Genomic DNA, 23,570 nt, shown 5'->3' on the forward strand with positions numbered 1-23,570 from the left:
GATGACGGCCATTACTGGGCCGGTGTCGCGGAAGCGGTCTGGCTGCCGAACATCGCTTCGAAGCGCGGCTTGTTGGCGGCGTAATACTCCGCAACGACCTTGTCCGCCGAACTGTCGCGGGCGGTCGCCATCAACTTCTCGAGGTCGGCCTTGGGGATCTTGAAGTTGGCGAAGAACCGGGCGACATCGGGATGCTCGGCGCTAAAACCTTTGCGGGCAATCGCGTGAATCTGCTCGGCGCCGCCGAAAACCTGCTTCGGATCATCCAGGTAACGCAGCGGCCACTTGGCGAACATCCAATGCGGGCTCCAGGCGTTGATCAAGGCCCATTTGTCACGCTTGAGGTTGCGATCCAGCTCGCTCAACATGCCGGACTCCGAAGAGGCGACCATCTTGTAGCCATCGAGCTTGTATTCCTTGATGGCCTTTTCCGTGAGTTTGTATTGGCCGTTGCCCACTTCCGACGTCAGGATCTTGCCACCCAACTTTTCCCGCACTTCAGGCTTGTTGAGGTCCTCGACAGTGGCGAGTTCGCTGGTTGGAATGGACGTTGGCACGGCCATGCCGATCCGACCTTCATACAGCACGCCGAGGTCTTCGAGCTTGTCCTGGTATTTGTCATAGAACGATTTGTGGGTGCTCGGCAGCCAGACCATCGGGATCAGGTCGATATTGCCGTTGGCCAAGGCCTGGAACTGAATGCCAATATCGGCGAGCACCAATTTGACCGGTTGCTTCAAGTGGTCGCGCAATGCGGTATCCGCCAGTTTTACGGCAATTTCCGTATCCGACCAATTCACCCATCCGATGCGGATAGGCGTGGGTTCCTCGGCATGGGCCATCAGGCTGCTGGCGGCCATCGCCAGGCCGGCAAACCAGCCGATACACGTCTTACTGGACAACGTCATCATGGTGCATCTCCGCGTACTGTATTAATAGTTATTGGCAGGGCAGCAGAAGAATTAACGTCCCCTCATCAGAGCAGAGTGCCATCACCCTGCTCAAGGGATTTAATGTTATGCATGGGTAAGTTTTAGTTATGGGAACAGCTCATGTATGTCGGTCGCTCGGCCCTCCTCCGCCCTTTGGCGAAACTCTTTTGGTAATGCAGACTCCCTTAAGACTGTCGACAGACCGTGGCGAGGGAGCTTGCTCCCGCTGGGCTGCGTAGCAGCCCTTTTGTGAGCGCTGCGCACTGGAGCGCCAGCCCGGTCAAGCGGGAGCAAGCTCCCTCGCCACGGGTTCAGCGTTTTGCCACTCACAACGCTTTTTCGAGTGCCGGCAATGCTTCGAACAGATCCGCCACTAACATGTAATCCGCCACTTGGGCGATGGGTGCTTCAGCGTCCTGGTTGATCGCGACGATGACTTTTGAACCACTCATGCCCGCCAGATGTTGAATGGCGCCACTGATGCCCGCCGCGATGTAAAGCTCTGGCGCGACGATTTTCCCGGTCTGCCCGACCTGCAAATCGTTGGGGGCAAACCCCGACTCCACCGCGGCACGGGAGGCCCCGACGGCGCCGCCAAGCTTGTCCGCCACTCGCTCGATCAGGGCGAAATTTTCTTTACTCTGCATCCCGCGACCACCGGACACGACGACACGGGCGCTCGACAAATCCGGCCGTTCGCTGGCCGTCAGTTGTTCGCTCACGAAACGCACATTGCTTGCGCTTTGCCCGCCCTCCACCGCCACCACTTCACAGCGATGTTCATGGGACAAGGCGTGGGCGAACGCCGAGGCGCGGACCGTGAGCAACTTGATCGGATCGAGGGACTGCACGGTGGCGATGGCATTGCCGGCATAAATGGGCCGCTGGAAGGTGTCCGCCGAAACAATGTGGGTGACGTCGGACAGCATGCCGACATCCAGGCTGGCCGCGACCCGTGGCAGCACATTGCGCCCCATGCTGCTGGCATCGGCAACGACATGCGTATACCCATCGGCCACCAGTGAAGTGATCAGTGGCTGGACATTTTCCGCCAGGGCATGTTCGAACATTGCCCCTTGTGCGAGCAGCACCCGGTCCAGGCCCTGGGCCAGTGCTGCCTGTTGCGCCACTGCCGACGCATCCGCCCCGCCCATCACCAGCAAATCCGTCTTGGCGCCCAACGCCAGGGCGGCGGTCACGGCACTCCATGTCCCTGCCGTCAGTTGACCTGCACTGTGCTCGGCGATCACCAATGTGCGCATCAAATCACCCCCGCAACGTTTTTCAATTTATCCACCAGCTCGGCCACCGAACCGACGTTGATCCCGGCTTTGCGCACCGCCGGCGGCACTACGCCTAATAATCGAGCGTGTTCCTTCACGCTCGCGCCCAAGGTGTCGGCGGCAATGATTTCAAGCGGCTTTTTCTTGGCTTTCATGATGTTCGGCAACGAGGCATAGCGCGGTTGGTTCAGCCGCAAGTCACAGGTCACCACGGCCGGCATGGCGAGGGCGACCACCTGGCTGCCACCGTCGACCTCACGCTCGACGACCCATTGCCCGTCGACCTGATTGACGGCCGAGGCGTAAGTGGCCTGGCCGCTGCCGATCAACTGCGCGACCATTTGCCCGACCTGGTTGTTCTCCTGGTCGATCGCCTGTTTGCCAAACAGGATCAATTGCGGCTTTTCCTGGTCGATCACTTTACTCAAGTACTTGGCGACGTTGAGCGGTTCGAGTAGCCCATTCGTCTCGACCAGCAACGCCCGGTCCGCACCGAGTGCCAAGGCCGTGCGCAGTTGTTCCTGCGCCGCCGACGTGCCCACCGAGACCACCACCACTTCGGATGCCAGCCCCTTCTCCTTGAGGCGAATCGCCTCTTCCACAGCGATCTCGCAGAACGGGTTCAAGGCCATCTTCACGCCATTGAGTTCGACGTCTGAACCGTCGGCTTTTACCCGGACTTTCACATTCGGATCGATAGCGCGCTTTACCGCAACGAGCACTTTCATGGTTCTTCCCATAGCCCCCTTGCACTGTGGATCGATGCGAGATGGCCGGCCGCACGAGCCGGACCACCCCTGTTTCGACTGGATGGTAATCCTGGTTTTTCCGCCACGCAAGAAAAATGTACACCTGTGTCCCAATCGTTGACACACATGAACATTAGACATACTGTTATGTCAAACCAAGCCTGATGTTCTGTTCCCGGAGCGCAACACCATGTCCAGCGATCCTCTGCTGCAGCCCTATAAGATCAAACACCTGACCCTCAAGAACCGGATCATGACCACCTCCCATGAGCCGGCTTATCCTGTCGACGGCATGCCGAAGGATTTGTACCGCGCCTATCACGTCGAACGGGCCAAGGCTGGCGTGGCACTGACCATGACGGCGGGCTCCGCCGCTGTTTCCCGTGACAGCCCGCCGGTGTTCAACAACGTGCTGGCGTACAAGGACGAAGTGGTCAAATGGATGAAGGACCTGACTGACGAATGCCACGAACACGGCGCGGCAGTGATGATCCAACTGACTCACCTGGGCCGGCGCACGCGCTGGGACAAGGCTGACTGGCTGCCGGTCGTCTCGCCGTCCCATCGCCGCGAAGCGTCCCACCGGGCCTTCCCGAAAAAAATGGAAGACTGGGACATCGACCGGATCATCAAGGATTACGTGGACGCCGCCGAACGCATGAAGGCCGCCGGTCTTGATGGCCTGGAACTGCAGGCCTACGGGCACCTCATGGATCAGTTCTGGTCGCCGCTGACCAACGATCTCGACGGGCCCTACGGCGGCTCGCTGGAAAACCGGATGCGCTTCACCTTCGACATCCTGCGTGGCATTCGCCAGCGTTGTGGCGAAGATTTCCTGCTCGGGGTGCGCTACACCGGCGATGAAGACCTGCCCGGCGGCTTCGGTGCCAGCGACGGCCTGCAGATCTCCCACATGCTCAAGGACAGTGGGCTGGTGGACTTCCTCAACGTGGTGCGCGGGCACATCGATACCGATGCTGGCCTCACCGACGTGATCCCCATCCAGGGCATGCGCAATTCACCGCACCTGGATTTTGCTGGCGAGATTCGCTCGGCCACCGGTTTCCCGACGTTCCACGCGGCCAAGATTCCGGACGTCGCCACGGCGCGGCACGCCATCGCCTCCGGCAAGGTGGACATGATCGGCATGACCCGCGCGCACATGACCGACCCGCACATCGTGCGCAAGATCATTGAAAAACGCGAAGAAGAGATTCGCCCCTGCGTCGGCGCCAACTATTGCCTGGATCGCATCTACCAGGGCGGTGCCGCCTACTGCATCCACAACGCTGCCACCGGCCGCGAAACCACCATGCCCCATGAGATCCCGAAGGCGTCGGTCAAGCGCAAAGTGGTGGTGATCGGCACCGGCCCGGCGGGCCTGGAAGCGGCGCGGGTGGCTGGCGAACGCGGTCATGACGTCACGGTGTTCGAAGTGGCGGATCAGCCCGGTGGACAGATCCGCTTGACCGCCCAGAGCGAGCGGCGGCGCGAGATGATCAGCATCATCGATTGGCGCATGGCGCAATGCGAACGGCTGGGGGTGAAGTTCCATTTCAACACCTGGGCCGAAACCGAGACCGTGATGGCCGAGGCGCCGGACGTGGTGATCGTCGCCACGGGCGGCTTGCCCCATACCGAGGTGCTCAAGCACGGCAATGAGCTGGTGGTGTCGACCTGGGACATCATTTCCGGCGACGTCAAACCCGGCCAGAACGTGCTGATCTTCGACGACGCGGGCGACCACGCGGCGCTACAGGCGGCCGAGGTCATCGCCAACAGCGGTGCGAAACTGGAGATCGTCACGCCGGACCGGTCGTTTTCGCCAGAGGTGATGGCGATGAACCTGGTGCCGTACATGCGCAGCCTGCAAGACCTGAACGTCACCTTCACAGTGACCTATCGGGTCGATTCCGTAGAGAAGCGCGACGGTCAACTGATCGCCAACTTCGGCAGCGATTACGGCCAGGTGCACAAACAGCGCGTGGTCGATCAGGTGGTGGTCAACCATGGCACCCTGCCCCTGGACGACCTGTACTTCGAACTGCGCCCGCATTCGAGCAACAACGGCGCGGTCGAACAGCACAACCTGATCGCCGGGAAAACCCAGGATATCGTGACCAACCCTGAAGGTCGCTTCCAGCTGTTCCGGATCGGCGACGCAGTGTCGGCACGTAATACCCACGCGGCGATCTACGATGCGTTGCGGTTGGTGAAAGACATTTGAAGTCATGCCCCTGATCTTGTGGGTCAGGGCCACTTCTCCACTTAACCCGTGATGCTGCTCACTTAAGCAATTCGGTAACCCCGTGGCGAGGGAGCTTGCTCCCGCTGGGTTCTGTAGGAGCTGGCGAAGCCTGCGATCTTTTGATCTTGATCTTGATCTCTCGCTTGAGATTCAAGTGGCTGGGGAAAGATCGCAGCCTCGTTGCACTCGACAGCTCCTACACAGCTCCTACCAGCTCAGGCCGAGCGGGAGCAAGCTCCCGCGCCACAGGTTCATCGTTTCTCAAGTAGATAGCGTTGCAACTAACACGAGGCTTTTCCATGTCAGCACAGACCTTGAAATCAAGGGCTGCGGTCGCATTCGCGCCCAATGAACCGTTGCGGTTGGTCACCATCGATGTGGCGCCACCCAAGGCCGGTGAGGTCCGGGTGCGCATCGTCGCCACCGGCGTTTGCCACACCGACGCCTTCACCCTGTCGGGCAGCGATCCCGAAGGCATTTTCCCCACCGTGCTGGGGCATGAAGGCGGTGGTGTGGTCGAGTCCATCGGCGAAGGCGTGACCTCGCTGCAAGTCGGCGACCACGTGATCCCGCTCTATACCGCGGAATGCCGGCAATGCAAATTCTGCCTCTCGGGCAAGACCAACCTCTGCCAGGCCGTCAGGGCCACCCAGGGCAAAGGCCTGATGCCCGACGGCACTTCGCGCTTCTCTTACGAAGGCCAGCCGCTGTTCCACTACATGGGCTGCTCGACCTTTTCCGAATACACGGTGCTGCCGGAAATTTCCCTGGCGAAGATATCCAAGGACGCACCATTGGAGCAGGTTTGCCTGCTCGGCTGCGGAGTGACCACGGGGATTGGCGCGGTCCTCAACACGGCAAAGGTCGAGGCCGGTGCCAGCGTGGCGATTTTCGGGTTGGGGGGTATCGGCCTGGCAGCGATCATTGGCGCCAAGATGGCCAACGCCGGGCGCATCCTGGCCATCGACATCAACCCAGCCAAGCGCGATGTCGCCCTGTCGTTGGGCGCGACGGATTTCATCAATCCCAAGGAGGATGACCGGCCGATCCAGGACGTCATCGTCGAACTCACCGACGGTGGCGTGGATTACTCCTTCGAATGCGTCGGCAACGTGCAATTGATGCGCGCAGCGCTGGAGTGCTGCCATAAGGGCTGGGGCGAGTCGATCATCATCGGTGTGGCCGGCGCCGGCCAGGAAATCAGCACCCGCCCGTTCCAGCTCGTCACCGGTCGGGTGTGGCGCGGCAGTGCCTTCGGCGGCGTGAAAGGCCGCACCGAACTACCCAGTTATGTGGAGAAGGCCAGTCGCGGGGAGATCCCGCTGGAAACCTTCATCACCCACAACATGCCCCTGGAAGCGATCAACGAAGCCTTCGAGTTGATGCACACCGGGCAGAGCATTCGTACCGTCATTCATTTCTGAAATCCGCTCGTAAACCCAATGACCCAAAGAAAGGAAACCAAGATGTCCGTTTTTACCCATGTCACCGTCGGCACCAACAACCTGGCAAAAGCACGCGCATTTTATGACGCCACCCTGAAAGAGATCGGCCTCAAGCGTGTTGCCGACCTCAACGCGGCCGGCTCCATCTGGGGCGTCGACAAGCCGTCATTTTTTGTCCTCAATCCGGCCAACGGCAGTGCGGCCACCATCGGCAACGGCGTCACGGTGAGCTTCGAAGCGCCGAACCGCGCGGCGGTCCAGGCGTTCCATACGGCCGCCCTGGCAAACGGCGGCGTCTGCGAAGGCCTGCCAGGCCCGCGTGGCTGGGCGGACAACGCCTTCGCCGCTTATGCCCGGGACCTGGATGGCCACAAGCTGGCGGTGTATTGCTTCAAGGCTGAATAAACGCAGGCAGCACCACCGCTATCGCGAGCAAGCTCGCTCCCACAGGGATCGTGGGTGTTCATGAATATCATGTTCATCACAGGAGTCTTGGGTGTTCATGAGTATCTCATTCACCAAAGGACCACTGTGGGAGCGAGCCTGCTCGCGATGGCGGCGGCACAGTCAACATCGAGCCCAACCTGCCTCACGCGTTTGGCGACCAACCTAGCCCCCATCGGTATCGATATCGGCATCCGTGCTGTCACCGGATTTCGGCCGGTCCGGAGCAGGCTTGAAGCCGGGGCTGAAGGTGTTGTCATTGTCCTGGTGGTGCTGCTTCTGATCGACCTCAGTGGCGGCGCTATCAGCCTGGTCCGTTCCGGCATGACTGACTGGCTCGGCATCAGACGCTTTGCCCGGAACCTGGGGGTCGATGGCCGGATCATTACGCGCAGACGGCGTCTGTGGCTGGGTGTTTGCGGGATGGTCGTTCATAGGCACCTCGTTCATGGCAGGGCCGGATGGTTGACCGGTCTTGAACATTCGAAGATGACGCAACGGCTTCGGTTCCATTTGTTTAAAACGCAGCGATCAACCGCCCAACACACTCCTGATCATCCGGGCCAATGCGTCCGGGCCGTAGGGTTTGCTCAACAAATGGGTGTCGGGGCTCAATTGATGGTTTCGGGAGATGATGTCCCGGGTATGGCCCGAGGTGAACAGCACCGGGACCGGCGGGCTCTGCACCTTGGCCCAGGCGGCCAGGTCGGAACTCTTGATCAGGCCAGGCATGACCACGTCGGTGAAAATCAGGTCCACCGCGGTGCCGTCCAGCAGCAGTTTCATCGCCTCATCGCCGTTGGCGGCCGTGAGGGTCCGATAGCCTGACTGCTCCAGCAGGTCCACCGACGCACTGCGCACCTCGTCGTTGTCCTCCACCACCAGAATCGTCTCCTGCCGGCCGGACTGAAGCGCGTCGTGTTGCTCGGTTTCCCCTACTTCGGGCGCAAGGCTTCGAGGGAAATACATCCGCACCCGCGTGCCTTCACCCAGGTCGCTGGAAATCTCGATATGGCCGCCACTCTGCTTGACGAACCCGAACACCATGCTCAATCCAAGCCCAGTGCCCTGGCCATCGGTCTTGGTGGTGAAAAACGGTTCGAACACTTGCTGCAGGACATCGGGCGGCATGCCGGCACCACAATCGATCACCGACAGTCGAACATAGTCGCCGGCCGGGATTCCCTTGCCGGCGCAGAACGCTTCATCGAGCACGATGTTCTCGCCGAGCAGGCGGATGGTGCCCTCGCCATCCATGGCGTCACGGGCATTGATTGCCAGGTTCAACAGGGCGTTTTCCAGTTGGTTGCGATCAACGTGGATGCACCATGGCGCCTGGGGCAGGCTCACTTCAATCTGAATGGTTTCGCCCAGGGCCCGTTGCAGCAACTCACCCATGCCCTCGTAGATGCGCCGAGGGTTGTAGACCGCCGGTGACAAGGGCTGGCGCCGGGCAAATGCCAGCAACTGCGAGGACAGCTTGGCCCCCCGCTCCACGGCTTCGATGGAAGCACTGACCCGTCGTTGCACATTGGCATTGTCTCGTTCGTGGCGTGCCAGTAAATGCAGGTTGCCGGCGATCACCTGCAGCAAGTTGTTGAAGTCATGGGCCACACCACCGGTGAGGCCGCCAATGGCCTCCAGCTTCTGTGACTGGCGCAACTGTTCTTCCGCTGCCAGCCGCGCCTGCACCTCGTTGGCGACGCGTTGCTCCAAATCGCGGGTGAACTTGAGCAGCGACGCATCGGCCGTCTTGCGCTCATCGATATCAATCAGCACCCCCGGAAAACGCAGGGGCTTGCCCGCCCCATCGAACTCACATCGACCGCTGGCCAGCACCCAGCGATAGTTGCCGACCAGGCGGCGAACCCGATATTCAGCGCTGTAAGACACGCCGGTGCGCACGGTCAGTTCGACCCGCTGGTTGACCTCTTCAAGGTCGTCCGGGTGGATACCCTGGCGGGCAATTTCGATGGGCAATGCGTCCAGCGAACAGTCGGGTGGGTAGTTGAAAGTACGGGCGAAACGCTCATCGCCCGACAACGTGTCGGCCTGGATGTCCCAGACGAACGACCCCAGCAAGGGCCCGGCCGAGAGCGCCAGCTGGATGCGTTCATTGACCGCGCGGTAACTGCGTTCGGCCGCTTGCCGGGCGCGCTCGGTCAATACGTGCTCGGTGGTTTCCACCACAATCGCCAACACCCCCGCCGGAGATTGGTCGTCATCGGGCACCGGGCTGTAGTAGAGGTCCATCCACACGTCTTCAGGCTTGCCATCGCGTAGCAGGACCAGCTCTTTGCTACGGTAGGACAAGGTGCCGCCGGCCAGGCAGACGTCCAGGACATGGCGATTGAATTCAGCGACCTCCGGCCAGCCCAACTCCACCGCGCACCCCAGCAGGTAGGGATGGCGGCCGCCAGCGAACTCGGCGTAGGCATCGTTGTAGATCATGAAGCCCTGGCGGCCCCACAACATCACCATCGGCAGGGGCGAAGCCAACAACAATTGGACAGCGCTGCGCAAGCTGGCGGACCAGTGCTCGATGGCGCCCAACTCGGTTCGGCTCCAATCGAACGCCCGGATACGCCCGGCCATCTCACCGCCCCACCCTGGGCACCCGTGATTCAGGGATAGAAACTGCATGGTCGACTCTGAGCCTCAAAATACCTGCAGGGAATCGGCATACACAAATCCCTTGCGATCAGAGCTTCGAGCGTCGGGTTGGCGTTTGGTTTCATGCTGACCGGTTTGCGCACGATCCCTGTGGCGAGGGAGCGTGCTCCCGCTGGGCTGCAAAGCAGCCCCAAAAAAGGCTGACGCAATCCTTCAGGCACACCGGGCCGGCTGGTTTACGACGGCTGCGCCGCCGAGCGGGAGCAAGCTCCCTCGCCACAGGGTTGTGGTGTTATAGCAACCTCAGCGGAAATCGCGGCTTTGCACCTGGATACCCGCCAACAATTCAGTCAGGTCGCTCAAGCGCCCGGCGATCAAGTGGCGGACCTCGCCGACGCTTTCCCAACGCCCGTCGACCCTGAGCAATTGCGAGCCCACCAGGGTCTTGCGCTGGCGCTCGGCCAGGTCGCGCCAGACCACCACGTTGAGGTTGCCGAATTCATCTTCCAGGGTGACGAAGGTCACGCCGCTGGCCGTGCCTGGGCGTTGGCGGCCGGTGACCAGCCCGGCGACGCTGACGTTGCGGCCATGCTCCACGTCCTGCAATTCCCGTGAACTGCGGCAGCGCCGGGCGCGCAGTTCGGAACGCAGCAGGGCCAGCGGATGAGGGCCAAGTGTCGTGCCCAGCGTGGCGTAATCGGCAAACAGGTTTTCCCCCAGCGTGGGTTCGGGCAGGGTCACGGGCGGTTCTTCCTGGCTGGGCAAACCGGCGAAAAGGCCCAGTTGCTTCTGCACCCCGGCCACTTCCCAGCGAGCCCGATGGCGATCCCCGGCCAAGCCCTGCAAGGCCCCCGAGTCCGCCAGTTGCGCCTGGGCCCGGGCATCGAGTTGCGCGCGTTCACCCAAGTCGGCCACGTCGCTGAAGGGCCGCTGCCGGCGCGCCGCTTCGATCCGGCGGGCATCCTCTTCGCGAAACCCCTTGCCCAGGCGCAGCCCCATGCGGATCGCCGGTTGCCGGCCGTCCATGGGCTCGAGGCTGCACTCCCAATCGCTGGCGCGCACGTCCACCGGGCGGATCGACAGTTGATGCCGGCTGGCATCCTGGAGGATCTGGTCCGGGCTGTAGAACCCCATCGGCCAACTGTTGATCAAGGCACAGGCAAACGCCGCCGGTTCGTGGCTTTTGAGCCAGCTGCTGGCGTAGGTCAGCAAGGCGAAACTGGCAGCGTGGGATTCGGGAAAACCGTATTTGCCGAAGCCTTTGATCTGTTCGAAGATTTGCGCGGCGAATTCAGCGGTGTAGCCATTGTTCATCATCCCCTGCGCCAGGCGTTCCCGATGGGGCTCCAACCCACCGTGACGTTTCCAGGCAGCCATGGAGCGCCGCAATTGGTCGGCTTCGCCCGGGGTATAGTCGGCCGCGACGATGGCGATCTGCATGACCTGCTCCTGGAACAAGGGAACACCCAGGGTGCGGTCAAGCACTGTTTTCAGCGCTTCAGAGGGATACGTCACCGCCTCTTCCTTGTTTCTGCGCCGCAGGTACGGGTGCACCATCCCTCCCTGGATCGGCCCGGGCCGCACGATCGCCACTTCGATGACCAAATCGTAGAACCTCTCGGGTCTCAGCCGAGGCAACATCGACATCTGCGCCCGGGATTCGATCTGGAAGACACCGATGGTGTCGGCCCGCGAGATCATCTGGTAGGTCGCCGGATCTTCCTTGGGCAACGACGCCAAGGCATAACGCTGCCCCCGGTACTGCTCGATCAGGTCGAAACAACGCCGAATCGCGCTGAGCATGCCCAAGGCCAGGATATCCACCTTGAGCAGCCCGACCGCGTCCAGGTCGTCCTTGTCCCACTGGATGATGGTGCGCTCGGCCATGGCCGCGTTTTCCACCGGCACCAGGGTGTCCAGGGGCTGTTCGGAAATCACGAAGCCGCCAGGGTGCTGGGATAAGTGCCGGGGGAAACCGATCAATTGCTGGGTCAGGCCCAAGACCCGGCGCAACACCGGGCTGTCCGGGTCGAAGCCGCCTTCACGCAAGCGCTCCACCGGCGGCGCCTCGTCGCTCCAACGGCCGCAGCAATCGGCCAGGGCATTGACCTGGTCCGGCGGCAGGCCCAGGGCCTTGGCCACATCGCGCACCGCCCCGGCGCCGTGGTAACTGCTGACCACCGCCGTCAAGGCCGCACGATGACGACCGTAGCGCTGGAACACGTACTGCAGCACTTCCTCGCGACGGTCGTGTTCGAAATCGACGTCGATGTCCGGCGGCTCGTTGCGCTCCCGGGACAGGAAACGCTCGAACAACAGGCTGGTGAGACTGGGGTCGATTTCGGTAATGCCCAAGGCGTAGCACACCGCCGAGTTGGCCGCCGAACCGCGTCCCTGGCAGAGGATATGGCGGCTGCGGGCAAAACTGACAATGTCCTGCACGGTGAGGAAATAGCTGTCATAGCCCAACTCGGCGATCAGGCTTAGCTCCTTGTCGATCTGTGCCCGCACCTTGTCTGTCACGCCATCCTTCCACCGCTCGCGCATACCCCGCTCGGTCAGTTCCCGCAGCCAGGACGCCGGATCATGCCCCTCGGGCACCAGCTCACGCGGATATTCATAGCGCAGTTGGCCAAGGTCGAAGGTGCAGCGCCGGGCGATGGCCAGGGTTTCATCGAGCAAGGCCCGCGGGTAGAGCTCGGCCAGATCCTTGCGGCTGCGCAAGTGGCGCTCGCCGTTGGGGTGCAGGCGCTGGCCGGCCTCGGCCACCGTGACGTGGTGGCGGATGGCGGTCATGGTGTCCTGCAAGGCACGACGGCCGCGCACATGCATGTGCACATCGCCGCTGGCCACGGCCGGAAGATCCAAGCGTTCGGCCAGTGCCAGGCAGTCCGCCAGCCGTCGGCGGTCGTCCTGTCCACAATGCAACTGGACCGTCAGCCACAAGCGCCCGGCAAAGATCGGCTGGAGCCAACGTCCGTGCTCCTCGGCGTCCTTGCCCTCGGCGACCCACAACGCCAGCAGCCCCGGCAAGGGCTCGTCGAAGTCCTCCCGCACGATGCGATAGTGGCCCTTCTCGCTGCGGCGACGGGCGCGGGTGATCAACCGGCACAAGGCTTGATAGCCGTCCAGGTTTTCCACCAGCAGCACCAGTTTCGGACCGTTCTCGACCTGGATTTCGCTGCCGACAATCAATTGCAGCGCCAACTCCTTGGCCGCCTGCCAGGCCCGGACGATCCCGGCCAGGGTGCATTCATCGGTGATCGCCAAGGCCTGATAGCCCTGCTGCTTGGCGCGACGGCACAACTCCAGGGCACTGGAGGCGCCGCGCTGGAAACTGAAGTTCGACAGGCAATGCAGCTCGGCATATTCAACGCTCATGCGAACCAGCCCTGCAGCCACAGCGGCCCGCCCTCGCCCACCGGTCGATAGGCCCAGCCCCGTTGTCCGCTGCGGGTTTCGATCAGGTAATAGTCGCGGCGCACATCCGCGCCATCCCACCAACCGGTCTCGATGCGCTCGGGCCCCATGAGGATCTGTGCCTGGCCTTGCGGCAAAGCCTGGGGTTCATCCAACAGCCAGCCGGGACGCTGCACGCCCTCGCGCGCCGGACAAACCTGGGAACGGGGTTGGGCCGTCATCTGCCAGGCGCACTCAGGCCGATGGTCGTCGCGAAACCCCAAGCCTTGCACGGCATCATCCCCCAGGCGGGCCCGCAGCCGTTCCCGCAGTTGCTCCCAGGGCAATGACTGTTGCGGGCGTTCGTCAAACAGCTCCAGGCGCTGGGGCACGAAACTCGGCAGGTCTTCTGCGCACAAGCGAAAACCCCGCACCGGGGCCTCGACCTGGACTTGTTCCAAGCGACCGCGGGCCAGTTCGAAGAGCATCGCCGGGTCACGTTCGGCGCTGAGCAGGCCGACCTTGATCACCGTATCCGGCAACCCGGCGTGTTCCAGGTGCAAGTCGAAGCGCTGCACGCCGCTGTCGCGGCCGCAGAGGAAGGCCGACAGGTCACCGGTCAGGCGGCGCAACGGGAACAGCAGCGCCTGATGGGATTGCACGTCATAGTTGAGTTCGATGCGCACATCGAAACGGTCGGGCGGCAGGTAGAACGACAGCGCCAGGGTGCGGCTGCCCGTCAACGCATCGAGGTGCTTGAGCACCTGGGCCTCGAAACGCCGAGCCAGGGTCTGTCGGGGCAAGGCCTGGACCTGGTTCAGGCGGCGCAGGCCCATGCGCGACAGCGCCGTGGCGACGTCGGGCTCCAGGCCAATTCGTTCCACGGGCATGTGGCCCAGGCAGTGCTGCAAGGTCTCGGCATCGGGCACCACCAGGGCGTCATAGGCATTGGCCAGCACCCGCGCCGCCACCGGGTTGGGGGCGGCGACGATGCGATGACGAAAGCCCAGCTCGTTCAGCTCGGCTCGCAAGCGCGCCTCGAACACCGGCCAAGGCCCGAACAGGCCCAGGCTCGACTCGATCTCGAACAGCAGGGTACGCGGGTAATGTACGCTGACCTGGGAGCTGAAACGGTAGGCCCAGGCCGCCAGGAACTGTTGCCAATACTCGATCTGCGCCGCGTCGTACTCGGCGGTGGCAAAGCCTTTGCTCAAGGCCTGGGCGGCGGTCATGGTCTGGCCGGGACGCAAGCCCAGGGCCCGTGCCGGCGCGTTCACCGCTTGCAGGATCCGGCGCTGGGCCGGGCCGGTCCGCAAGGCCAGGGGCTGGGCGGGATCGGGGCGCTGACGCAGCGCGGCGTCCAGCGCCAATTGCGGGAAAAGAATACAGACCCAGCGCATCGCAACCTCAATGCCCGGTTTGTGGGGCGAGCGTGGCAAAGGCAATCGGCGCCGAACGGGCCAGCCCGCCCCGGCACTTGAGCACGCGCAATTGCGCCGGCCGGGTATCGATGGCGATGCGCAAGGCCGCCGGCGACGGGTTGATAGCCTCCTGGATCGGGCGCCAGGCGAATGCCAGGGTCTGGCCGGTTTCCGCCGCCACTTGCAAGCGGCGCAAGGCCCGGTCGTCCGCTTGGCGGGGCCAGCACAGCACCGCGCCACAACTGCCCGACCGCAGGCATTGTTCGGTGGCCCAGAGGGCCTCACGCTCATCGGCACGGATGATCGACAACTGACGTAGGTCGATGCCGGCGTTCTGCCAAGCCTGGGGATAAGGCACGAATGGCGGCGCCACCAACACAATCCGCTCCCCCGCCGCCGCCAGCCGCGCCAGGGTCGGCCAAACCAATTGCAACTCGCCCACGCCCGGCGCGGCGATGAGCAATTCCGTTAATGCCGCTTCCGGCCAGCCGCCACTGGGCAACGCCGCGTCCAGTGCGTCATGGCCAGTGGGTTGCGGGCTGGCAGCCGGCGGCGCGGGCCGGCCCTTCCAGACCTGGCCGCCATTGAACAGCGTGTCCAGCGCAACGACAGCGCCCATCAGCCTTGCCTCACCAGTCCACAGAACACCCCTTCTATCGCCAGGTCCTGGTCGGCCTCGACGATGATCGGCTGGTAGGCCGGGTTGCGCGGCAGCAAACGCACCCGCTCGCCGGTGCGCTCGAAGCGCTTGATGGTGACTTCACCGTCCAGGCGCGCCACGACGATCTGGCCGTTGGCAGCCTGCGGCGTACGCTGCACGCCCACCAGGTCACCGTCGAGAATGCCGTCCTCGATCATCGAATCGCCCTGGACCCGCAGCAGGTAATCCGGCGCCTTGGTGAAAATCGCCGGGTCCAGCATCAGGCGACTGTGGACCTCGGCATCGGCGCCAATCGGCAGGCCGGCAGCCACTCGCCCCAGCACCGGCACGTCAAGCAGTTCGGGCCGCGACGGCTGGTTCAGCAAGCGAATGCCCCGGGCCTGGTGCGGATTGACTTCGATGAAACCAGCCTCGGTCAACGCCAGCACATGCTTGCGCGCCACGCTGCGAGAGGCAAAACCGAATGCCTCGCTGATTTCAGCGAGGCTTGGAGGCTGACCCTGATCGGCGATGCGTTCGCGGATAAACGTCAGGATGGCGGTGCGGCGGGGAGTGAGAGTCGTCATGGAGTACATTTGTACTCTTCCGGGGTTTTCCTGACAAGCGCCGCCAGTCAGTTCACACCGCAATACCCTGTGGGAGCGAGCTTGCTCGCGAAGGCATCAGCACATTCAACACCCAGGCAAGCTGACCCACCGCCATCGCGAGCAAGCTCGCTCCCACAATGGGATCGAAGTACGACTGTCAGAGCAGGTCGGTTGAAAGACCGTCTTCGCGAGCAGGCTCGCTCCCACAGGGGGAACGCGGTCTCACCAAGAACCAGGTCGGCTATCAGGCCGCCTCGCTTTTGCTTTTGCTTTTGCTTTTGATCTTGAGGCCCCGTTAACCACGCTGGCCGAACGCAGGCATTGTGGAGTGGGCATCCCGGCATGGATGCCGGGATAGCCGCGCTGGGCCATGGATGGCCCTTCGCGGCGGGCCCACGGAGCAATGCCGGAGAGAGGGCATGCCGAGCCTAGGCGAGGCACCGAGTGGTGGGGCAAGCCTTTTTTGCTTACTTTTTTTGGCGTTTGAAAAAAAGTGAGCCGCCGTCAGGGCGGAACCCTAAGTGGCCGTTACCGCAGCAACGGATATACACACAAAACCCGCCCCCTCTCAAAAAACCAAAAAAAAACGACGCTTCCCATTTCTGCAGAAGCGCCGTTTCTCTAAATGAGCAGCATTACAACCAAGTTTGAAAAAGCATCAAGCAATCAGAAACGCTTGATATCCGCCTGACTCTCCAACTGCTTGCGGTACGCCGCAAAGTCCTGCTGACCCACGCGGGACGCGAGGTAGCGGCGATATTGCGCCTTCTCTTCGTCAGTCGGTGCCGCCGCTTCGTTTACACCGTTCAGACGCACGACCACCAGGCTGCCGTCAGGCAAGGTCACGCTGCTGAAAGTCGGCTTGTCCTTGGACTCAGGCTTGGGCATGCGGAACAGTGCTTGCAGCACCGCCGGGTCGATGCCTTCCTGGTTGCGGGTGACCGCCTCGGTGGCTTTCCAGCCCTGGCCGTCCACCGGTTTGTCCAGCGGCGTCTTGCCATCACGCAGGCTGGCGATCAACTCGTCGGCGCGGGTCTTGGCCGCTGCGCTGGCGTGTTCCTTGGTCAATTGAGCACGAATAGGGCCAGCCACTTTTTCCAGCGGCAGTTGCTCAGGCTTGCGGTGCTCCTTGGCCCGCAGGACCACGACGGTTTCCGGGTCCAGCTCGATGGCGGTGCTGTTGGCACCCTCTTCCAGCACTTCCGGGCTGAACGCCGCAGTCACCACCGCGCGATTGGCCGCAATGCCTTCGCCGCCTTCACGACCGAACGGGGCCGATGTGTGGACGGTCAGCTTCAGGTCCTGGGCCGGATGCGCCAGGTCGGACGCTTCGAACGAGGCATCTTCCAATTGCTTGGTCGCCTCCACGAAACGCTGCTCCACCTGCTGGGTCTTCAGATCGCGGGTCAGTTTGTCCTTGAGGCTGGCAAAGCTCGGCACTTCAGGTGCTTCGACACCCAGCAGCTTGATCAGGTGCAGACCGAAGTCGGTGCGCACCGGTGCCGAGACCTGATCCTTGTTCAAGGCGTACAAGGCCTTTTCGAACTCCGGATCGTAGACGCCTGGGCCGGCATAGCCGAGATCGCCGCCGTTGTTCGCCGAACCCGGATCCTGGGAAAACTCCTTCGCCAGGGCTTCAAACGATTCGCCTTTGGCCAGGCGAGCCTGGACCTCTTCGATCTTCGCCTTGGCCTGGGCTTCGGTGACCTTGTCGTTCACTTCGATCAGGATGTGCGCAGCCCGACGTTGCTCGGACAGATTGGCGATTTCTTTCTGGTAAGCCGCTTGCAGGTCTTCGTCCTTGACGCTGACCTGATCGAAGAAAGAGGCTTTCTTCAGCTCGAGGTAATCGATGACCACCTGGTCAGGCGTCATGAATTCCTTGGCGTGTTGGTCGTAGTAAGCCTTGACCTCATCATCGGTCAGCTTCACCGACGCCGGATCGGCCTTGATGTCCAAGGTGGCGAAATCACGGGTCTGCTTTTCCAAGCGGGCGAATGCCAGTACCTGGGCATCGGTGACGAAACCGCTGCCTGCCAGGCCGGCGCGCAACTGACCGATCAGCATTTCCTGAGCCAGCATCTGGCGGAATTGCATACGGCTGTAACCCAGCTGGCGGATCACTTGATCGAAACGCTCGGCGCTGAATTTGCCATCGACCTGGAACTCAGGCGTTTGCAGGACCACTTGATCGAGCGCAGCTTCGGAGAAAGCGAATTTCGCATCGTGTGCGCCTTGCAGCAGCAACTTGCGATCGATCAGGCCCTTGAGTGCCGAATCGCGCAGCATTTTTTCGTCCAGCAGGGAGGCGTCGAAATCCTTGCCCAACTGTTGCATGAGCTGACGGCGTTGCATGTCGACCGCTTGGCTCAGCTCGTTCTGGCTGATCTCTTCGCCGTTGAGCTTGGCCGCCTCATTGGTGATCGACGTGGCTTGAAAAATGGCTTCGAAACCGGTCAACGCCATCAATGCGACGATGATCCCGATGATGGTCTTGGCAATCCAGCCTTGTGAATTGTCCCTGATATTCTGCAGCATGCGTCCCCCAGAAACGGTTGAACTTCAAATTTAGGCAACCGTGGAGCGTGGGTAGAATCCGGATAGAAGAAAGGCGCATCCGAGGATGCGCCTTCTCGTAACTGGCGGAGCGGACCGGGCTCGAACCTGCAAGCCCTGGCGTGCCAGACCGGTAGCAACCGGCCGTATTACCGCTCCGCTGCCAAGCCAGGCATGACCCCGACCCGGATAAACTCAACGAAACCTTAGTTAACGGCTTCTTTCAGTGCTTTACCACCTTTGAAGCCGGGTTTTTTGGCAGCAGCGATTTCCAGCGTCTTACCGGTCAGCGGGTTGCGACCGATACGAGCAGGACGATCGGTCACGGAGAAGGTGCCGAAACCAACCAGAACAACGGAGTCGCCAGCCTTGAGAGCGCCAGTGACGGATTCGATTACAGCGTCCAGCGCACGGCCAGCAGCAGCTTTCGGGATATCAGCGGATGCAGCGATAGCATCAATCAGTTCCGACTTGTTCACTCTAAGTCCCCTTATATCTATTTGAGATGATTCTAAGTTTTTTTGGTGAAAGCAAAAACGAGTGCTGAATGGCCTGCAGACACTTAAGAGCCGCTTTATAACAAGGGCTCTAAAAAACTGTCAAGGAAGGCCCCCCAGGCAAATGCGTATTAATGCGTGCTAATTCTTTCCTTAGAGTCAGACTCTCGCTTTTCTTCCTTCGCGACAATCTCCGGAGCCACATCCGGCAAGGGCTCCGGCGCGTATTGCAGCGCAATTTGCAGGACCTCGTCAATCCATTTAACCGGTTTGATCTGAAGATCTTGCTTGATGTTGTCAGGAATTTCCTTCAGATCGCGGACATTCTCTTCGGGAATGATCACGATCTTGATCCCGCCACGGTGTGCCGCCAGCAGTTTTTCCTTCAATCCACCAATCGCCAGCACTTGACCGCGCAGCGTGATTTCACCCGTCATGGCCACGTCGGCGCGCACCGGAATACCGGTCAAGGCCGAGACCAGGGCCGTGCACATGCCTACACCCGCGCTTGGGCCGTCCTTGGGCGTAGCCCCTTCAGGCATGTGGATGTGCGTGTCGCGCTTCTCATGGAAGTCCAGGGGAATGCCCAGGCTCCGGGCGCGGCTGCGAACCACCGTCAGTGCCGCGGTGATCGACTCGACCATCACGTCGCCCAGGGAACCGGTCTTGATCAGTTGCCCCTTGCCCGGTACCACGGCCGCTTCGATGGTCAGCAACTCGCCACCGACCTGAGTCCACGCCCGGCCAGTCACCTGGCCGATCTGGTCCTGCTGCTCGGCCAAGCCGTAGCGGAACTTGCGCACGCCCAGGAAATGCTCCAGCAGGTCCGCAGTGACCTTGACCGCGAAGCGTTTTTCCAGCGCATGTTCCTTGACCGCCTTGCGGCAAACCTTGGCAATCTGCCGCTCCAAACCACGCACACCGGCTTCGCGGGTGTAGTAGCGGATGATGTCGCGAATCGCTTCCTCGTCGAATTCCAGCTCGCCTTTTTTCAGGCCATTGGCCTGGATCTGCTTGGGCGAAAGGTACTTCACGGCGATGTTGATCTTCTCGTCCTCGGTGTAGCCCGGCAGACGAATCACCTCCATCCGGTCCAGCAACGCTGGCGGAATGTTCATGGAGTTGGAGGTGCAGAGGAACATCACGTCCGACAGGTCGTAGTCGACCTCCAGGTAGTGATCGTTGAAGTTGTGGTTCTGCTCCGGATCGAGCACTTCGAGCAATGCAGAGGCGGGATCGCCGCGCATGTCGCTGCCCATCTTGTCGATTTCGTCCAGAAGGAACAGCGGATTGCGCACGCCGACCTTTGTCATCTTTTGAATCAATCTTCCCGGCATCGAACCGATGTAGGTACGGCGATGACCACGAATTTCCGCCTCGTCACGCACGCCACCCAGGGCCATGCGCACGAATTTACGGTTGGTCGCGTGGGCAATCGACTCCGCCAGGGAGGTTTTACCCACCCCGGGAGGACCGACCAGGCACAGGACCGGACCGCGAATCTTCTTCACGCGCTTTTGCACGGCGAGGTATTCAAGGATGCGCTCCTTGACCTCTTCCAGACCGTAATGGTCGGCATCGAGGATGTCTTCGGCCCGTGCCAGGTCCAGACGCACCTTGCTCTGGGCTTTCCACGGCACCTGGACCAGCCAGTCGATGTAGGAGCGCACCACGGTGGCTTCGGCAGACATCGGCGACATTTGCTTGAGCTTGTTCAGTTCAGCCTGGGCCTTGGCCAAGGCATCCTTGGGCAAGCCAGCGGCATCGATGCGCTTTTTCAGCTCTTCGATTTCGTTGTGGCCTTCATCGCCATCACCCAGCTCCTTCTGAATGGCCTTCATCTGCTCATTCAGGTAGTACTCGCGCTGGCTGCGCTCCATCTGCTTCTTGACGCGACCGCGAATGCGTTTCTCGACCTGCAACAGATCGATTTCGCCATCGAGCAATGCGAGCACGTGTTCGACACGGGCCGACAGATCGATGATCTCGAGAATTTCCTGCTTCTGCTCGATCTTGAGGGCCATGTGGGCCGCCATCGTATCAACCAGTCGTCCAGGCTCGTCGATGCTGTTAAGCGACGACAGGACCTCTGCAGGCACCTTCTTGCCCAATTGCACGTATTGTTCGAACTGTGACAGCAGGCTACGGACAAACACCTCTGATTCACGCTCGGGCGCATCGACTTCTTCGATCAGCGACACTTCGGCCCGGCAGTGGCCGTCCACTTCGCTGAAACGCTCGACAGTACCGCGCTGCTCGCCTTCGACCAGGACCTTGACGGTGCCATCGGGCAACTTGAGCAACTGCAGAACCGTTGCAATCGTACCTACGCGATAAAGTGCGTCTTCGCCGGGATCATCGTCGGCCGGATTTCTCTGAGCCAGCAGCAGAATCTGCTTGTCACCCGTCATCGCAGCCTCAAGGGCTTCGATGGACTTCTCGCGCCCCACGAACAGCGGGATAACCATGTGCGGATACACCACGACATCGCGCAATGGCAGGAGAGGCAATTCGATGGTTGTCTTCATGATTTCGCCTCTACGGCGGCCCTAGGGCCGGAAACAGATGGAAGTAAGCTTGAAACCAAGATGGGGGCAGCCTTGAAAAAAAACAAGCGCTAAGACACGTCTAAAACGCGCTAAAAGCAAAGGGGCCCGAAGGCCCCTTCTTTATTCCGGCAGCGGGACGCTTAAGCGTCCGGTGCGGCCTTGGCAGCCGGCTCATTGTTTTCATAGATATACAATGGCTTGGACTTGCCTTCTATAACGCTTTCGTCGATCACGACTTTACTCACCTCGGACTGCGAGGGGATTTCATACATCGTGTCGAGCAATACGCCTTCGAGAATCGAGCGCAACCCACGAGCACCGGTCTTACGCTCCAGGGCACGTTTGGCGACCGATTTCAGCGCGTCGGAACGGAACTCCAGGTCTACACCTTCCATTTCGAACAGCTTGGCATACTGCTTGGTCAGGGCGTTCTTCGGCTCGGTCAGAATCTGCATCAACGCCGCTTCATCCAACTCATCCAGCGTTGCCAGGACCGGCAGACGACCGACGAATTCCGGGATCAGACCGAACTTGACCAAATCGTCAGGCTCGACTTCACGCAGGGACTCACCCACCTTCTTGCCTTCTTCCTTGCTGCGCACTTCGGCGTTGAAACCACTGCCGCCGCGGGTGGAACGGTTCTGAATAACCTTTTCAAGGCCGGAGAACGCACCGCCGCAGATGAACAGGATGTTACGGGTATCAACTTGCAGGAATTCCTGCTGCGGATGCTTGCGACCACCTTGGGGTGGAACGGAAGCGACCGTGCCTTCGATCAACTTGAGCAAGGCCTGCTGCACGCCTTCACCGGAAACGTCCCGGGTGATGGACGGGTTGTCGGACTTGCGGGAAATCTTGTCGATTTCGTCGATGTAGACAATGCCCATCTGGGCCTTTTCCACATCGTAGTCGCACTTCTGCAACAACTTCTGAATGATGTTCTCGACGTCTTCACCGACATAACCCGCCTCGGTGAGGGTGGTTGCATCGGCGATGGTGAACGGAACGTTCAGCAAGCGGGCCAGGGTTTCGGCAAGCAGGGTCTTACCCGAGCCTGTCGGGCCGATCAGCAAGATGTTGCTCTTGCCGAGTTCGACCTCGTCATTCTTCTTGTCACGCTGGTTCAGGCGCTTGTAGTGGTTGTACACCGCTACGGCCAGTACCTTTTTCGCACGTTCCTGACCAATCACATACTGATCAAGGATGCCGCTGATTTCTTTAGGCGAAGGCAATTTATGCGCGCTGCTCTCGGCCTGGGCTTCCTGCACCTCCTCGCGGATGATGTCATTGCACAGGTCGACGCACTCGTCGCAAATGAAGACCGAGGGGCCGGCAATCAATTTGCGTACTTCATGCTGGCTTTTGCCACAGAAGGAGCAATAAAGCAGTTTGCCGTTGTCCTCGCCGTTGCGGGTGTCAGTCATTCGATCGATCCAAATCCGATAGGCTTGCAACACAAGATGAAGGCAATTGCGGGCTTTTTCAAGCCCGCAGGTGATCGGACCTGCCGATCAACCTCATTTTGAGCTGCTTATTTTAAGCGGGGCGCTGGCTGATCACTTCATCGATCAGACCATATTCACGTGCGGCTTCAGCGCTCATGAAATTGTCGCGATTGGTATCGCGCTCGATTTCTTCAAGCGTGCGCCCGCTGTGCTTGGCCATCAAGGTGTTGAGGCGCTCGCGGATGAAGAGGATTTCCTTGGCATGGATTTCGATATCCGATGCCTGGCCCTGGAAACCGCCCAGTGGCTGGTGAATCATCACGCGCGAGTTCGGCAGGCAATAACGCTTGCCATGGGCACCAGCAGTCAGCAAAAACGCGCCCATGCTGCACGCCTGACCGATACAGGTCGTCGAAACGTTAGGTTTGATGAACTGCATGGTGTCGTAGATCGACATGCCCGCCGTCACCGAACCGCCCGGGGAGTTGATATAGAGATGGATGTCCTTGTCCGGGTTTTCGGCTTCAAGGAACAACAGTTGCGCACAGATCAGGTTGGCCATGTAGTCCTCTACCGGGCCCACCAGAAAGATGACGCGTTCCTTGAGCAGACGCGAGTAGATGTCATAGGCACGTTCGCCACGGGCGGACTGCTCGATAACCATCGGGACCAGGCCGCCTGCGGCCTGGATGTCAGAGCTCTGCTGATAAAAAGAATTGCGGGACATGTCTCGCAGTCACT

Annotated in this window: 17 protein-coding genes; 3 read left to right on the forward strand and 14 right to left on the reverse strand. The window is 61.1% G+C overall.

Annotation, left to right across the window (positions count from 1 at the left end; translation table 11 throughout):
- Positions 1-11: 11 nt before the first annotated feature.
- The 3 genes from HGO40_RS17120 to HGO40_RS17130 all read right to left on the reverse strand — a co-directional run bounded on the left by HGO40_RS17120 (position 12) and on the right by HGO40_RS17130 (position 2,943).
- Entirely contained in the window at positions 12-911 is a 900-nt protein-coding gene (locus HGO40_RS17120) for a glycine betaine ABC transporter substrate-binding protein (protein ID WP_250963978.1), read from the reverse strand.
- A 347-nt stretch (positions 912-1,258) separates the two neighbouring features.
- Positions 1,259-2,194 carry an electron transfer flavoprotein subunit alpha/FixB family protein gene (locus HGO40_RS17125; protein ID WP_250963979.1) on the reverse strand — a complete coding sequence of 312 codons (936 nt, stop codon included), beginning with the start codon at positions 2,192-2,194 and terminating at the stop codon, positions 1,259-1,261.
- A complete protein-coding gene (locus HGO40_RS17130) occupies positions 2,194-2,943 on the reverse strand; it encodes an electron transfer flavoprotein subunit beta/FixA family protein (RefSeq protein WP_250963980.1) in 750 nt (249 codons plus the stop codon). The genes HGO40_RS17125 and HGO40_RS17130 overlap by 1 nt, the downstream gene beginning before the upstream one ends.
- 211 nt (positions 2,944-3,154) lie before the next feature.
- On the opposite strand from HGO40_RS17130, the gene HGO40_RS17135 reads away from it, so the two are divergent.
- The 3 genes from HGO40_RS17135 to HGO40_RS17145 all read left to right on the forward strand — a co-directional run bounded on the left by HGO40_RS17135 (position 3,155) and on the right by HGO40_RS17145 (position 7,062).
- A complete protein-coding gene (locus HGO40_RS17135; RefSeq protein WP_250963981.1) occupies positions 3,155-5,191 on the forward strand; it encodes an NADH:flavin oxidoreductase in 2,037 nt (678 codons plus the stop codon).
- 320 nt (positions 5,192-5,511) lie between these two features.
- The gene (locus HGO40_RS17140) at positions 5,512-6,636 is read left to right on the forward strand and encodes an S-(hydroxymethyl)glutathione dehydrogenase/class III alcohol dehydrogenase (protein ID WP_250963982.1); all 1,125 of its coding nucleotides are present in this window, start codon (positions 5,512-5,514) and stop codon (positions 6,634-6,636) included.
- A 42-nt stretch (positions 6,637-6,678) separates the two neighbouring features.
- Positions 6,679-7,062, forward strand: coding sequence for a VOC family protein (locus HGO40_RS17145; protein ID WP_250963983.1), 384 nt, complete (start codon positions 6,679-6,681; stop codon positions 7,060-7,062).
- Positions 7,063-7,266: 204 nt separating this feature from the next.
- Here HGO40_RS17145 and HGO40_RS17150 read toward each other — a convergent pair whose 3' ends face one another.
- The 11 genes from HGO40_RS17150 to clpP all read right to left on the reverse strand — a co-directional run bounded on the left by HGO40_RS17150 (position 7,267) and on the right by clpP (position 23,556).
- A complete protein-coding gene (locus tag HGO40_RS17150; RefSeq protein ID WP_250963984.1) occupies positions 7,267-7,536 on the reverse strand; it encodes a hypothetical protein in 270 nt (89 codons plus the stop codon).
- 96 nt (positions 7,537-7,632) lie between these two features.
- Positions 7,633-9,744, reverse strand: coding sequence for a hybrid sensor histidine kinase/response regulator (locus HGO40_RS17155; RefSeq protein WP_250963985.1), 2,112 nt, complete (start codon positions 9,742-9,744; stop codon positions 7,633-7,635).
- Positions 9,745-10,017: 273 nt separating this feature from the next.
- Complete coding sequence (locus HGO40_RS17160) at positions 10,018-13,095, reverse strand: error-prone DNA polymerase (protein WP_250963986.1); 3,078 nt, start codon at positions 13,093-13,095, stop codon at positions 10,018-10,020.
- Positions 13,092-14,513, reverse strand: a complete 1,422-nt coding sequence (locus HGO40_RS17165; protein WP_250963987.1) for a Y-family DNA polymerase — start codon at positions 14,511-14,513, stop codon at positions 13,092-13,094. The genes HGO40_RS17160 and HGO40_RS17165 overlap by 4 nt, the downstream gene beginning before the upstream one ends.
- A 7-nt stretch (positions 14,514-14,520) precedes the next feature.
- Complete coding sequence (gene imuA, locus HGO40_RS17170; protein ID WP_250963988.1) at positions 14,521-15,153, reverse strand: translesion DNA synthesis-associated protein ImuA; 633 nt, start codon at positions 15,151-15,153, stop codon at positions 14,521-14,523.
- Positions 15,153-15,770 (reverse strand): transcriptional repressor LexA, encoded by a 618-nt coding sequence (lexA, locus tag HGO40_RS17175; RefSeq protein ID WP_250963989.1) that lies wholly within the window; start codon positions 15,768-15,770, stop codon positions 15,153-15,155. The genes imuA and lexA overlap by 1 nt, the downstream gene beginning before the upstream one ends.
- A 678-nt stretch (positions 15,771-16,448) precedes the next feature.
- On the reverse strand, positions 16,449-18,320 hold the full coding sequence (locus HGO40_RS17180; protein ID WP_250963990.1) for a SurA N-terminal domain-containing protein: 1,872 nt from the start codon (positions 18,318-18,320) through the stop codon (positions 16,449-16,451).
- 224 nt (positions 18,321-18,544) lie between these two features.
- Positions 18,545-18,817, reverse strand: a complete 273-nt coding sequence (locus tag HGO40_RS17185; protein WP_250963991.1) for an HU family DNA-binding protein — start codon at positions 18,815-18,817, stop codon at positions 18,545-18,547.
- Positions 18,818-18,966: 149 nt separating this feature from the next.
- Positions 18,967-21,363: an endopeptidase La gene (gene lon / locus HGO40_RS17190; protein ID WP_250963992.1), complete on the reverse strand. Its 2,397-nt coding sequence runs from the start codon at positions 21,361-21,363 to the stop codon at positions 18,967-18,969.
- Between the two features lie 161 nt (positions 21,364-21,524).
- Positions 21,525-22,808 carry an ATP-dependent Clp protease ATP-binding subunit ClpX gene (gene clpX, locus HGO40_RS17195; protein WP_250963993.1) on the reverse strand — a complete coding sequence of 428 codons (1,284 nt, stop codon included), beginning with the start codon at positions 22,806-22,808 and terminating at the stop codon, positions 21,525-21,527.
- A gap of 112 nt (positions 22,809-22,920) precedes the next feature.
- Positions 22,921-23,556, reverse strand: a complete 636-nt coding sequence (gene clpP / locus HGO40_RS17200) for an ATP-dependent Clp endopeptidase proteolytic subunit ClpP (RefSeq protein WP_186609760.1) — start codon at positions 23,554-23,556, stop codon at positions 22,921-22,923.
- Between the last annotated feature and the right edge of the window lie 14 nt (positions 23,557-23,570).

Source organism: Pseudomonas sp. CG7 (genome assembly GCF_023701885.1).
Taxonomy (GTDB): Bacteria; Pseudomonadota; Gammaproteobacteria; order Pseudomonadales; family Pseudomonadaceae; genus Aquipseudomonas; species Aquipseudomonas zanjanensis.